Here is a 13,668-nt window from a genome sequence, read left to right as displayed (position 1 = left end):
AGACCTCATGAAGGAATGTCGGACAACAAAGATTGATAACGCTGCAGGATCGCCTCACGGCGTGGGCGGCCATTGGCGGTCAGGGTGTGCTCGGCGACCGAGAATGGCGCTGGCAAACGCCGCCAGGCATGCACCCTGGCGTAGTCGGGCAAACTGGCATTACTGTGCTGCACGGCCTGCTCGATAGCCGCGTCCGTGGTGCCCGGGGCGAGCGGCCAGAGCAAGGCCACGTTGCGCGGCATGCCCTCGCCATGAACGAACGCCTGGGCGATCACACCGCTCTGGGTCAGCTCGGCTTCTACCCATTCAGGGTTGACGTTGCGCCCGAAGCTGGTGATGAACTGGTGTTTCTTGCGCCCGTTCAGGTGCAGGTAGCCTTCATCATCGAAAAAGCCCAGGTCGCCGGTAGCCCACCACGCGGTTTGGCTGGGCGTGTCGCCCAGATAGCCAAGCAGCAGGGTCCCGGCAACCAGCACCTCACCGTCTTCGGCGATACGCACCTGTACATGCGGCAATGGCCGGCCGACACTGCCCGGGCGCACCGCACCGGGGCGGTTCAGCGCCACCACAGAGGCACATTCCGACAGCCCGTAGCCCTCGAATACCGGCAAGCCTACGGCCTCGGCCCGCGCCAGCAGGCTGGGCGCCACACGGGCGCCACCCACCGCAACGAAACGCAGCATGCCAACCCCCATCAGCCCGCGCTCGATTGCCGTGACCAGCCCCAGCAGCAGTTGCGGAACCAGAATCAGGCTTTGTGCGCCGCTCAAGGCGATGGCCCCGAGCAGCCGCTTGAAATCGACCTGGCTGGCCCCCCCCATACCCAGCTGGGCCTGTGGGTACAGCATGACACTGGCCCCTGCCAGCAAGGCGGCGTAAACGCCCAGGTTCTCCAGCAACACCCCCAGCGGAAGCACAGCGAGGTAGCGCCGAGGCTGCGTAGGCCGGCTGGCCTGTTCCAGTTCGTGTGCGACCCGCAACATGGCATGCGCGCTCAGGCACACGCCTTTGGGGTTGCCGGTACTGCCAGAGGTGTAGGTGACCTTGGCGGTACCTTCAGGCAGGGCCACCGCAGGCAGCGCTGGCCGCGACCAGAAGCCTTGCTGGTCGACGAAACCCAACCGCCCGAGCAAGCTCTCCCAGGCGGGCGGGCCGAGCACCAGGCTGGCGCCGCTCTGTTGCAGGCAATGCTCCAACTGGGTTGGGCTGAAGAAGGTGGGCACCGTCACGCAGGCGCGCCCCGAGACCAGCGCGGCCAGGTCCCACAACAGCAGTTCGGGACCGTTATCCAGCCCCAGCACCAGCACACCGGCCTGACGCTGGCGCAGGGCCTCGGCACGCTGTAGCACCTCGGCAAGCAGCTGCTTGTAGGTGTAGCGTGCACTGGCCCCTTCCAGCGCGGGCGCGTCACCATGGGCCAGCAATGCCTGCCAGAAACGTTCAAGTTCAAGCGGCATGGCCGGTCTCCTCGTCCAGCACCGGAAAGCCCAGGCGGCGAAACACACCAGCGCTACGCAGCAAGTCGAAGCCTTGGCCGATTTCACCCGCGTACACCTGCGGATGCTGGGCGTAATAGCTGCCCCATTGCGCAACGGGCTCGTCCAGGCGTGCCGGGTCGGCCTGCGCCAGCACGGTAGGTGCCAGGCCCAGGCGCTGGAAACTGTTGATCAAGGTGGAGGCACCGGTGAACGCCACCCACTTCAGCCCACGGGTGGCAAGCAGCCAGGTCACGGCGGTGATCATGATGCGTGCGCTGCCAGCGCTCAGCGACGCCAGGTTGCCGACCTCGACCATGCACTCGCGGGCAACGGGCAGGCTGGTCAGGCGGGAAACCGCGGTTTCCAGGGGCACGTCCAGGTAACGCTCGAGAAACAGCGGCCCACTGCTGGCCGGGCGCAGACCCGCCGCCGCGATCAAGTGCCCGTGGCTATCACGCAAGGCCAGCAACTCGGGCAGGTAATGGTGTACATCGGCGTGGTGAACTTCAGCGAAACAGCGATGAATGAACTGCTCGAGCGCCTCCCGGTCAGGGTCGTCCGGCAGGTGCAGGGACAAACAGCCGTGATGCGCTGCATGGGTGCCTATCGGCAATGGGAGCAGGTGGCTCCAAAGGGTATGGGTCATGGGACTCCCCCCTGATTAATGGGTTGGGCGAAGTATCAGTGACGAATCTGAAGGGAATCTGAAGCCGGCAGAACAAACGCCCGGAAACCGAACGGTCGATAGCCAAGCCGTTGCTTTTATCTACCGCCTGGCCCAAGCTCAGCCCTTCTTGCCGCCATGGACCCCCCGATGCCCAGACGCAACCGCTACCTGATCGCCGTGCTGCTGTTGATCCTGGTATCGGCCCTGTTCGGGTACCTGTGGCGCGATACTCCGTCAGCCCAGCCGACCTTGCCGGCGCATAGCTATGCCAAGGCCCTGCGCCAGGCCCACGACGGTCGGCCTGGCGCTGCCAGGGTGCTTTACCAGCAGTTGCAACGCACCGACTTGCCCGCGATCCGGCGCGCAGCCCTGTACGCCGAGCTGCCCAACTACCCTTCGCCACTGGCCTTGAAAATCGCCCGGCAAGACCTGGAACACGCCGAGCCACTGGTGCGCCGTGCCGCCATCGCAGGTATCCGCCGGCTGCTGCCTGCGGCGCAGCGCAGCCTGGTGCTTGGCCCGCTGCTGGACGATGACGACCAAAGCGTGCGCTTCGCTGCCGTGGACGCCTTGCTTGGCCTTTCCCCGGATGACATAGGCCTGTATTTCGGCCCGCTGCAGGCGGCCCTGGAGCAATACCAGCAAGCGCTGGCGCAACAACCCGAGGAAGCAGACGCGCAAGTGCACCTGGCGCGCTTGTACATGCACGAAAATGACTACACCCAAGCTGCGGTAGCCCTGCAACGTGCACTGACCGTCGCCCCAGGCAACCTCGATGCGCTAGCCACCCAGGTGCGCCTGCTGGAACGTCAAGGCCAGCACGATGCCTCACGCCAGGTGCTCGGCAAGGCATTGGCCCTGAGCCCGGACTCGGCCTTCCTGCAATACCAGCTTGGGCGCTGGCTGATCCGCCACCAGCAACGTGAGTACGCCTTGCTGGCACTGTCCCGCGCGGTTGAACTGGACCCGGACAACGTCGATTACCGCTATACCCTGGCGATGACCCTGCATGCGCTGGAGCAACTTGATGCGGCGCAGAAGCAGCTGGAAACCGTGCTCAGCCAGCAACCGGCCAACCGTCGCGCGCGGGTGTTGCTGATCCAGTACTGGAAAGAATCCGGCCAACTTCAGAACGTGCAGGTGCTGCTGGCCGAGCTGGAGCAGCAAAACCCGGATGACCCCGCCCTGCAGCAAGGCCTCTAGGTCTGCCTGAAACCTGTTGAACCCTGAGCCCGTGCCCAGGGTCCAGTGGTTATCAGGCCACTCTGCAGGAGAATTGCCTTGGCCAGTTCGTTGGCGCTGGATGAACGTGCGTTGATCCTCGCCCCACCGCCGTTGGCGGCGCAAACCTCGCACCTGCTTTCAGCGGCCGGCATCAATTGCCTGTGTGCCACCGACCTGGCGCACCTGCATGCGCGCCTGGCAGAAGGCGCCGGCCTGGCGATCATCGCCGAGCAAGTGTTCAACGCAGGCCCTAGTACCCTGCTGCAGGCCTTTATCGACCAGCAACCGCACTGGTCGGATCTGCCCATCGTGCTGGTGACCCAGGGTGCATGGTCGGCCAGCCGCGTGGACAATCACCCGGTCGGCAACCTTACCCTGCTGGTGCCCCCTTTCGGCGACGACCAACTGCTGCACATGACCCAGTCCGCGCTGCGCCACAGGCGTCGGCAGTACCTGACCCGCGACCAGCTAAAAAACCTGCAGCAGCGGCTGGATAACGGGCTCGCCCAGCCTGATGAGCCGACGGAGCGCTACGCCCAGGCCCGCTTCCAGGCGCGCAAGATGGAAGCTATCGGCCAACTCGCTGGCGGCGTAGCCCACGATTTCAACAACCTGCTCACCAGTATTGGCGGCAGTTTCGAGCTGATCGACCGGCGCCTCAAGCAAGGCCGCACCGACGGCCTGGACAGTGTGTTGCGCCTGGGCCGCGAAGCGGTGTCACGCGCCGCCCGCCTGACCCACCGTCTACTGGCCTTCTCATGCAGGCAGTCATTGCACAGCCGATGCGTCAACCTGCACACCCTGTTGCAGACCAAGCAGCTGAAGGCTCAACTCAAGCCTGGGATAAAGCTGCAGGTGAGCATCGCCAAAGGCCTGTGGAACGCGGAAGCTGACGACCAGCAATTGCGCGAGGCCCTCGACAATCTGATCCTCAATGCCTGTGAAGCCATGCCCAGCGGTGGCCTGCTGCGAATCGAGGCAACCAACCAGCCTATCTACAGCAGCCCCATGGCCGACGGCCCCCTGACCGCCGGCGATTACCTGCGCCTGAGCGTGATCGATAACGGCCAGGGCATGGCGCCAAGCACACTGGAGCACGCATTCGAACCCTTCTTCAGCACCAAAGCGACCAGCCAAGGCATCGGCCTGGGCTTGTCGATGGTGTACGGGTTCAGCAAGCAATCCCATGGCCATGTCACCCTGCACAGCCAAATTGGCAAGGGCACGCGGGTAGACCTGTACCTGCCGCGTCACATCGACCAGGCACCCTCGCCCGCCCAACCGCTGGTACCTGCGCAAGCCACACACGGCCACCGGGTGCTGTTGGTCGAGGACGACCTGCATGTTCGCGAACTGCTGTGCCAGGCCCTGCGTGACAATGGCTTCACGTGCCTGAGTGCGGCCAACGCCGAGGAGGGGCTTGAGGTGCTACGCGCCTCGCAACCCATCGACCTGCTGATAAGCGACGTAGGTTTACCCGGCATGAACGGTCGGCAACTGGCGGAGATTGCACGTAGCTTGCGCCCCCGGTTACCGGTGCTGTTCATTACCGGCTATGCGGAAACCGCGATGGCGCGCGAGGGATTTCTGGGGTGCGATATGCACCTGATCTGCAAGCCATTCGAACTGCGACAGCTGCAGGAACAGGTGGCCGTGATCCTTGGCCAACCCTGAGGGGCTCACTGTTCAAGCATGCGCAACGCCTGGTCTGCCAGGTCTGCCAGCGAAAACGGCTTGTTCATCAACGCAGTGCCAGGCTGTTCGAGCAACTGGGGCTCCACCGGTTGCCCCGCATAGCCTGTGATGAACAGGATGTTCTGCTGTGGCAGTTGCATGCGCATGGCCTTGGCCACCTGGCGCCCGCTGAAGCCGCCCGGCAAACCGATATCGGTGATCACCAGGTCGAACGGACCGTCATGGCGAAACCGCTCCAATGCGGTATTGGCGTCGCTTGCGTCAACCACCTGGAAACCGCGCTCAACCAGGTATTCACGCATCACCGCGCGCAGATTGAGTTCGTCATCCACCAGCAGCAGCCGCTCACCCTGGGCCATGCGTTGCGTCCTTTGCACCGGTTTGCACTCATCAGGAAGCGGCTCGAACGTTCTGGGGAACAACATCGACACCTTGGTCCCCTGGTTCGGCGCAGACTCGATCCACGCATAGCCCCCCGACTGGCCGACAAAACCGTAGACCATCGACAGCCCCAGGCCGGAGCCACGGCCGATGGGCTTGGTGGTGAAAAAAGGCTCGAACGCCTTGGCGATTTCCGCAGCCGCCATACCGTGGCCATCGTCCTCAACATGCAAGGCCACATAGTCACCCGGCGGCAGCCCGTTCTCGTCCGGGAACGCCGCGATCAAGCGTTCGTTGACGCTGCGGATCGTGACATTGCCCCGCTCCAGGCACGCCTCGCGGGCGTTGGTACACAGGTTGATCAATGCATTTTCGAGCTGGGTGACATCCAGGTTGACCACCCACGGGGCGACGTCCAGTTGCCAGTGCAAGCACAACTCCGGACCCAAGGTCCTGCGCAACAACGGCTCGCACAGGCGCAACTGCCGGTTGAAATCCAGCGGCTTTGGCGCCAAGGGTTGGTGGCGGGAAAAGGCCAGCAAACGGTGGGTCAGCTCCATGGCCCGCATCACCGAATCGCGGGCAACATCCACATAAGCACCGATCCGCTCCGGGCGCCCCTCCTGGAGGCGGCGCTGGAGCAGCTCAAGGCTACCGCCGATACCAGAAAGCAGGTTATTCAACTCATGGCCCATGCCCCCGGCCAGTTGCCCCACGACTTCCATCCGTTCAGTGTTGCGCATCAGCGCTTCGGACTGGCGCGCCGCCTCTTCGCGGTCCTCGCTGATATCCTGGCCGACTACGGTGAGCAAGCGCCCATCGAAGCGCGCGCTCCAGCGGAAGGTATGGTAATGCCCATCGCGGTGCCGCAAGCGGGTCTCGATCGGGTCTGCGCTGCTGGCTTGCAGTAACGCCGACACCACCACCTGCACCTCGGTCCGATCTGCCGGGTGCACCAGTTCCAGTACCGACACCCCCTGGATCTGCTGTTCGTCCCAACCCAGAACCCGGTGCCAGGCGGGGTTGGCGGCATGCACCTTCAGCTCCGGGGTAACCCTCATCATCGCATCGCGTGACATCTGCCAGATCTGCTCGCGCTCCAGCACATGCCGCTCGATCTGCTGCTCGAAGCCTTGCGCCTGCTCGCGCCAATGCCGGTGTGCCTCGACGCTGGCAGTGGTCTCGATCACCGTGTGCAGAAAACCCGCGACATTGCCTTGCTCATCGTGCAGGGGCGCGTAACCGAATGCGCACCAGAGGGGCTCGCCGCACGGGTCACTGCCGATGCGCAAGGGAGGGTCCTCGACAAAGCTCGACTGCCCTTCCAGGGCCTTGAAAACCCACGGCCCCACTGTCGGCCAGATTTCGCGCCACAGTGTATCGAACGCCTGGCCGAGCCCATCCACAGCGCCGCCGCGCAATGCATGGTAGGCATCATTGTGCACCACCGTCAGGTCTGGCCCCCAGACCACGGCACAGGGGAACGGCGACAGGTGCATCATATCCACCGCGATGCGCAACGAAGCCGGCCAGCGCGGCAGCGGCCCTAGCGAGGTGCGGCTCCAGTCCAGCTGCACGATCCGGTCGTCAACCGGCCTGCGGGCTGCGGCAGCAGGCGGGTGAAGGCGGATCTGTGGCTCGAGGCCAGGTGATGATTTTTTGGCGACCAATGTCATGGCTCCAGCATGGCCAAGGGGGCTGCGGGTAATGCTATTGAAGTTAGCACAGCACGTTCGGCCCACCATGGCGGAGTTCAAGGTTGTGGCCCGGCCGTCAGGCCGATAGGGCTTACGCAGGTTTGCGCAATTACTGTCACGCGCGCTTTCTTCGGCCTACAGCCGAACGACCATCGAAGACCTAGGCTTTGGGCTCGGCTGTTCAACTGGAACAGCGTTGCAGCGGAGCGCAATAGGTCTATGTCGTACATCGTCAACGCCGGGCGTAGCATGCTGGAGTTGCTGTTGCTCATCGTGGTGGGGCTGGTACCCGTGGTATCCGGGTTGCTGGTGATGATCCTGCAACTGCAAACGAAACTTGCGGAGAATGCGGCTGTTTCCGTGAAGGAAGCGGTTTACAGTGTCGATCAGGCATTCAACCGCATGCAGGAAACCGCGTTGCGTTCACTGCCGCTGGCCGGGCAGCCTTGTGCCAGCGCCCTGAACACCTTGCACGATCATGTCACCAGCCTGTCCATGCTCAGGTCCCTCACGCTGGTAGAGGACGAGCAGGCCTATTGCAGTACCACGCCGGACCCGCTGGAGGATTTGACCGCATTTGCCACGTCTGGCCGCCAGGTCGAGATTTCCTATGGGCTCGCCGACACCCGCCGCAAGCTGCTGGTGAACCTGTATACGGCCGACAATAATCAGGGTGTCATTGTGACGGCGTATGCCTCGCAGCTTCGCAGCGAGCTGGACGCTTTCCAGGACGGGTTGACGCTGCTGCTGGAATTCGACGACCGCTACCTGTGGAGTGGCGGTGACAGCCGCGCCGGCGCCCGCCCCTCGCAGGACGAGTTTTCGACCAGCATGCTTTCGCAGAAATACGGCTACCGGGTCGTAGGCGGCTATGCCGAAGGTTTCACCGCGCGGGAGATTCGCCAGTCGATGCGCCAGACCCTGCCCTCCTTGCTACTGGTGGGGGTTCTGACCGCCTCGGTGGTTTTCCTGGCGCTGATGAAAGGGCGCGCGAATAGGCGTAGCCGCGCCGCCGAAGGGACATGACGGCGGCGCCACTACCAGCGTGTCAGTCGGTGCTCAGCACGCCGCGACGCACCTGGTCACGCTCGATGGATTCGAACAGGGCCTTGAAGTTGCCTTCACCAAACCCGTCGTCGCCTTTACGCTGGATGAACTCGAAGAACACCGGCCCGAGCAGGGTTTCCGAGAAGATCTGCAGCAGCAGGCGCTTGTCTTCCGGCTGCGAGGCACCATCGAGCAGGATACCCCGCGCCTGCAACTGATCGACCGGCTCGCCATGGCCGGGCAGGCGCTCTTCGAGCATTTCGTAATAGGTTTGCGGCGGCGCCGTCATGAAGCGCATGCCGAACCCCTTCAGCGCGTCCCAGGTCTTGAGCAGGTCATCGGTCAGGAAGGCAACGTGCTGGATGCCCTCACCGTTGAACTGCATCAGGAACTCCTCGATCTGCCCGGCGCCCTTGGATGACTCTTCGTTGAGCGGAATGCGGATCATGCCATCCGGGGCGGTCATCGCCTTGGAGGTCAGGCCGGTATACTCACCCTTGATGTCGAAGTAGCGGATTTCACGGAAGTTGAACAGCTTCTCGTAGAAGCCCGCCCAGTAGGCCATGCGCCCACGGTAAACGTTGTGGGTGAGGTGGTCGATGACCTTGAGGCCGGCACCGACCGGGTGGCGGTCGACACCCTCGATGAAGTTGAAGTCGATGTCGTAGATCGAGCTGCCTTCCTCGAAACGGTCGATCAGGTACAGCGGCGCACCGCCAATGCCCTTGATCGCCGGCAGGCGCAGTTCCATCGGGCCGGTTTCGATTTCTACCGGCTGCGCGCCCAGCTCCAGCGCACGGGCATAGGCCTCATGGGCATTGCGCACACGGAAGGCCATGCCACATACCGATGGGCCATGCTCCGCGGCAAAATACGACGCGATGCTTTTGGGTTCGTTGTTCAGAATCAGGTTGATGCCACCCTGCCGATACAGGTGCACATTCTTGGAGCGGTGGGTCGCGACCTTGGTGAAGCCCAGCATCTGGAATACCGGCTCCAGTACGCCAGGGGCCGGGGCCGCCAGTTCGATGAATTCGAAGCCCATCAGGCCCATTGGATTTTCGAAGATATCAGCCATGTTCGTGCCCTCATCTGCAGCTAAAAATTAATGATTGCGTGGGATGCGGAACAGAAATGGCGGGGCGCACGGGATACCTCGCACGCTGCGGGCGAGGAAGTCACCAATTATCAGCTTGAACCCATGGTATGTCATATGGACCCATTCTCGGCGGGCTTGATCCTTCGGCACTGAAGGACCTTATTGTTTTATTCGTAAACCGATTCTACATTGCGTAAATGCCTTTGTCGCGTTTTTGTTAAGGCCCTTGCCCGACTAACGGCTATGCTCTGTTAACCCTTCAGCGTAGCCTTTCAACGTAGCCACCCAGCATGCCCCTTACAGCCAAACGCCGCAGCGTCTTCAGCTGGCGCACCCTGTTACCGCTGATGGTCGGTATGGTGCCGGTAGTGAGCGGCCTGGTGATCATGCACTGGCAGATCGAACGGGAAATGAAGGCCAGCAGCCACACCACCACGCAGCAGGTGCTCGGCCATATCGAACATATCCTCGACAACCTGTCGAGCGCCGCCGACAGCTTGCTGGCGCACACCGATGTCCCCTGCGAGCAAGCCCAGTTGCTGCTACGCACCCAGGTCACGCGCAACGCCTTCGTGCGCTCCACCAACCTGTTCAGGCACAACAGCATTTATTGCACGTCGCTGTTCGGCGCATTCGATGAGCCAGTCAACCCCGCCGACTATGTCGATGGCAAACTGTGGCTGATGGATGGCAACTCGGTCACCCCCGGTCACCCACTGTTGGTGTACAGGGCCAGCCAAGGGGACCACGGTGCGATCAGCACGGTCGACGGCGATCACCTGCTGACGGCGCTGCGCCTGATAGGCGCCGACGAAGCGCTGTACATCCGCGTCGGCGACGCCTGGATGGGCAAGGACGGCATCGTGCACCATGGCCAGCCGCCGGTCGCTGATCACGCCAATGTGCAGCTGGCCTCCACGCGTTATCCGCTGAGCGTACAGGGCGGGTACAGCGCCGCCGAGCAAAGCCGGCTGTGGCGCAGCCATTACCCTGCCCTGCTCGGCATGCTGCTGGTGCTGGGCGTGATCGCCGGCCTGGTAAGCCACTGGCAGGTGCGCCGCGCCAACTCACCCCGCGCCGAGCTGAGGCGGGCGCTGGAGGCCGACGAATTCCTGCCGTACTTCCAACCGGTGGTGCGCAAGGGTGATTACCGTTGGGCCGGCGTCGAAGTGTTGATGCGCTGGAACCACCCTCAAGAGGGGCTGGTACGCCCAGACCTGTTCATCCCCTACGCAGAGCACAGCGGGCAGATCGTGGCCATGACCCGGGCACTGATGATGCACACTGCGCAAGCCCTGGCGCCCTATGCAACGCTGCTGGAGGACGGCTTCCACGTCGGCATCAACATCACGGCCGACCACTGCCGCGACCTGACTTTGCTGGAGGACTGCCGCACGTTCCTGCAGCACTTTCCCCCAGGCCGGGTAGTGCTGACCCTGGAGCTGACCGAGCGCAAGCTCATCGAACCCACGCCCGTGGCGCTCGAGCTGTTCGAAAAGCTCGATGCCATGGGGGTGAAAATCGCACTGGACGACTTTGGTACCGGCCAGTCCAGCCTCAACTACCTGCTTCAGTTCAAGGTCGATTACCTGAAGATCGACCAGCGCTTCGTGGCCATGATCGGTGCCGATGCGCTGTCGGTGCATATCCTGGAAACCATCATCGAATTGTCAGCCAAACTGGGCCTGGGCATTGTCGCCGAAGGCGTGGAAACCGAAACGCAGCGCGATTACCTGGCTAGCCATGGCGTGGACTATCAGCAAGGCTACCTGTTCGCCAGGCCCATGCCTGCACAGCAGTTTCTCGAAGCGCTGGCCACCCGCCCCGGCGCCTCGCGGTTGCCGCAAGCCGCGCCCCCTGAGATCATTGGCGGCTGACCTAACCGCTCCACTCCTGTATTCGAGGCATTCGTGTCAAAAGGCATTGTTTCATCCGTCGTGGCGTCCTGCATGTTCGCCGTGATGTACTTCTATACCTCGTTGCTCAGGCCACTCGATGGCGAAGAGATATTCGGCTGGCGCACGCTGCTGACCCTGCCCTGCCTGACCTTGTTCATGGTGGTTTCGAAAGACTGGAAACGCGTCGGCCAATTGCTGGGGCGCGTGCGCCGCACGCCGGTGCTACTGCTCGGCATGCTCGGCACTTCGTGGCTGATGGGGGTGCAATTGTGGCTGTTCCTGTGGGCGCCCCTGCACGGGCGCAGCCTGGAAGTGTCGATGGGCTACTTCCTGCTGCCACTGGCCATGGTCCTGACCGGGCGGCTGGTGTACGGCGAGCGCCTGTCACGCCTGCAGGCAGTAGCCGTGGCCTGCGCCGCACTGGGTGTGGGCCACGAACTCTACCAGCATGGCAGTTTCGCCTGGGAAACCCTGGTGGTGGTGACCGGCTACCCCGTCTACTTCGTACTGCGCCGGCGCTGCGGCACCGACCACCTCGGTGGCCTATGGTGCGACATGTGCCTGCTGCTGCCCTGGGCGCTGTATTTCGTGATGCAGGGGCCGCTTTCCAGCGCTGACCTGCAGGCGCACCCAGGGTTGTATGCGCTGATTCCGCTGCTGGGGGCGATCAGCGCCTGCGCCCTGATCGCCTACGTGCTGGCCAGCCGCTTGTTGCCGTTCAGCCTGTTCGGCCTGCTCAGCTACGTCGAGCCCGTGCTGCTGGTGGGCGTGGCGTTGCTGCTGGGCGAAACCATCGGCCCAGACCAGTGGTTGACATACCTGCCGATCTGGGCCGCCGTGCTGGTGCTGGTGCTCGAAGGCTTCAAGCACCTGCTGCGTCAGCGTCGCCGTTCGGTGTGAGGCGCACCTGCCTTACCCGCCGTTCTTCGATCGCCTCCACGGTCAGCGTCCAGCCATTGCAACACAGCTGATCACCCACCATTGGCAGGCGGTCGAGCAGGCTCATCACCAGCCCGGCGAGGGTCTGATAGTCCTCGGTGGCCCGGGCGCTGAAGCCGGTACGCGCCTGCACCTGGCTGAGGTTCAAGGCACCACTGACCACGAAACCCTCACCTTCCTGCACGATGCCAGGGCCGTCAACCTCGCTGGCATCCGGCAGTTCGCCAGCAATCGACTCCAGGATGTCGGTCATGGTCAGCAGGCCGGTGAAGTCACCGAACTCGTTGACCACGAAGGCAATGTGCGTGGACCGGGCGCGCATCTGCTCCAGGGCGTTGAGGATACTGAAGCTTTCCAGCAGGTTCAGCGGTACCCGGGCCATGCCTTCCAGGTCGGGCTGGTTACCCGACAGCAGCTCCTTGAGCAGCTCTTTCTTGTGCACGAAGCCCAAAGGCTCGTCGATTCGGCCGCCGCGTATCAGCGGCAGGCGCGAATACGGCGAGTTGGCCAGGGCCTGGGCAATGGCCTCGGGCGGCTGCGCCAGGTCAATCACGTCGACCTCGGTACGCGCGGTCATCACCGTGCGAATCGGCCGCTCGGCCAGGTTCAGCACGCCGCTGATCATCACCCGCTCACGGCGGTCGAACAGCACCTGTTCTTCGCCACCCTCGACCAAGTCGGCGATTTCCTCACCCACCTCGTCAGCTTCGACGCGGCGGCCGCCCAGCAGGCGCAGCACGGCATGCGCAGTGCGCTCACGCAGCGGCTTGTGCTGCTGCAGGCTGCGCTTGCGCCGGGCACGCGCCAGCTGGTTGAACAGCTCGATCAGGATCGAGAAGCCAATGGCCGCGTACAGATAGCCTTTGGGTATGTGGAAGCCCAGGCCTTCGGCGGTCAGGCTGAAACCGATCATCATCAGGAAGCCCAGGCACAGCATGATGACCGTGGGGTGGGCGTTGACGAAGCGGGTCAGCGGCTTGCTGGCAACGATCATGATGCCGATCGAGAAAATCACCGCGATCATCATCACCGACAGGTGCTCGACCATACCCACCGCAGTGATCACGGCGTCCAGCGAGAACACCGCATCCAGCACCACGATTTGCGCGACGATTGGCCAGAACGCAGCATGACGCAAGGTGCCGCTGGCTTGGGTCACATGCCCTTCCAGGCGTTCATGCAACTCCATGGTGGCCTTGAACAACAGGAACACACCACCGAACAGCATGATCAGGTCACGGCCAGAGAAGCTCTTGCCGAACACCTCGAACAGCGGTGCCGTGAGGGTGACCATCCAGGAAATGCTGGCCAGCAGGCCCAGACGCATGATCAGCGCCAGGCTCAGACCAATGACCCGGGCACGGTCGCGTTGATGCGGGGGCAGCTTGTCCGCCAGGATGGCGATGAACACCAGGTTGTCGATACCCAGCACCAGCTCGAGGACGATAAGCGTCAACAGGCCTAGCCAGGCCGTAGGATCGGCTAGCCATTCCATTAGCGGGTACTCACGAGGGCAGCGTCACGAGGACGGGGAAGGTTTGGC

Annotated in this window: 10 protein-coding genes; 5 read left to right on the top strand and 5 right to left on the bottom strand. The window is 63.2% G+C overall.

Features of this window, described 5'->3' with window-relative positions; translation table 11 throughout:
• Positions 1 to 5 precede the first annotated feature (5 nt).
• Together G1E_RS14950 and G1E_RS14945 are read right to left on the bottom strand one after the other, a co-directional pair.
• Positions 6 to 1,457: an AMP-binding protein gene (locus tag G1E_RS14950; protein WP_009685550.1), complete on the bottom strand. Its 1,452-nt coding sequence runs from the start codon at positions 1,455 to 1,457 to the stop codon at positions 6 to 8.
• Positions 1,447 to 2,124: a thermostable hemolysin gene (locus tag G1E_RS14945; RefSeq protein ID WP_009685551.1), complete on the bottom strand. Its 678-nt coding sequence runs from the start codon at positions 2,122 to 2,124 to the stop codon at positions 1,447 to 1,449. The genes G1E_RS14950 and G1E_RS14945 overlap by 11 nt, the downstream gene beginning before the upstream one ends.
• Before the next feature lie 168 nt (positions 2,125 to 2,292).
• On the opposite strand from G1E_RS14945, the gene G1E_RS14940 reads away from it, so the two are divergent.
• Both G1E_RS14940 and G1E_RS14935 read left to right on the top strand, forming a co-directional pair.
• Positions 2,293 to 3,348, top strand: a complete 1,056-nt coding sequence (locus G1E_RS14940) for a HEAT repeat domain-containing protein (protein ID WP_009685552.1) — start codon at positions 2,293 to 2,295, stop codon at positions 3,346 to 3,348.
• Positions 3,349 to 3,426: 78 nt separating this feature from the next.
• Entirely contained in the window at positions 3,427 to 5,043 is a 1,617-nt protein-coding gene (locus G1E_RS14935; protein WP_009685553.1) for an ATP-binding protein, read from the top strand.
• A gap of 5 nt (positions 5,044 to 5,048) precedes the next feature.
• Here the strand turns inward: G1E_RS14935 and G1E_RS14930 are convergent, their stop codons facing one another.
• Positions 5,049 to 7,121 (bottom strand): PAS domain-containing sensor histidine kinase, encoded by a 2,073-nt coding sequence (locus G1E_RS14930; protein ID WP_009685554.1) that lies wholly within the window; start codon positions 7,119 to 7,121, stop codon positions 5,049 to 5,051.
• Between the two features lie 240 nt (positions 7,122 to 7,361).
• On the opposite strand from G1E_RS14930, the gene G1E_RS14925 reads away from it, so the two are divergent.
• A complete protein-coding gene (locus G1E_RS14925) occupies positions 7,362 to 8,168 on the top strand; it encodes a CSS-motif domain-containing protein (RefSeq protein ID WP_047149909.1) in 807 nt (268 codons plus the stop codon).
• 22 nt (positions 8,169 to 8,190) lie between these two features.
• On the opposite strand, the gene hppD is transcribed toward G1E_RS14925, so the two are convergent.
• Complete coding sequence (hppD, locus tag G1E_RS14920; protein WP_009685557.1) at positions 8,191 to 9,267, bottom strand: 4-hydroxyphenylpyruvate dioxygenase; 1,077 nt, start codon at positions 9,265 to 9,267, stop codon at positions 8,191 to 8,193.
• 311 nt (positions 9,268 to 9,578) lie between these two features.
• On the opposite strand from hppD, the gene G1E_RS14915 reads away from it, so the two are divergent.
• Complete coding sequence (locus G1E_RS14915) at positions 9,579 to 11,165, top strand: EAL domain-containing protein (RefSeq protein WP_009685558.1); 1,587 nt, start codon at positions 9,579 to 9,581, stop codon at positions 11,163 to 11,165.
• A 33-nt stretch (positions 11,166 to 11,198) separates the two neighbouring features.
• Entirely contained in the window at positions 11,199 to 12,086 is an 888-nt protein-coding gene (gene rarD, locus G1E_RS14910; protein WP_009685559.1) for an EamA family transporter RarD, read from the top strand.
• Here the strand turns inward: rarD and G1E_RS14905 are convergent.
• A complete protein-coding gene (locus G1E_RS14905; RefSeq protein WP_009685560.1) occupies positions 12,049 to 13,620 on the bottom strand; it encodes a TerC family protein in 1,572 nt (523 codons plus the stop codon). The two genes, rarD and G1E_RS14905, sit on opposite strands and share 38 nt — an antisense overlap.
• Between the last annotated feature and the right edge of the window lie 48 nt (positions 13,621 to 13,668).

The organism is Pseudomonas sp. TJI-51 (assembly GCF_000190455.2).
Classification (GTDB): Bacteria; Pseudomonadota; Gammaproteobacteria; order Pseudomonadales; family Pseudomonadaceae; genus Aquipseudomonas; species Aquipseudomonas juntendi.
The sequence above is the reverse complement of the archived record's forward strand: the minus strand, read 5'-3'. Positions and strand labels throughout refer to the sequence as shown.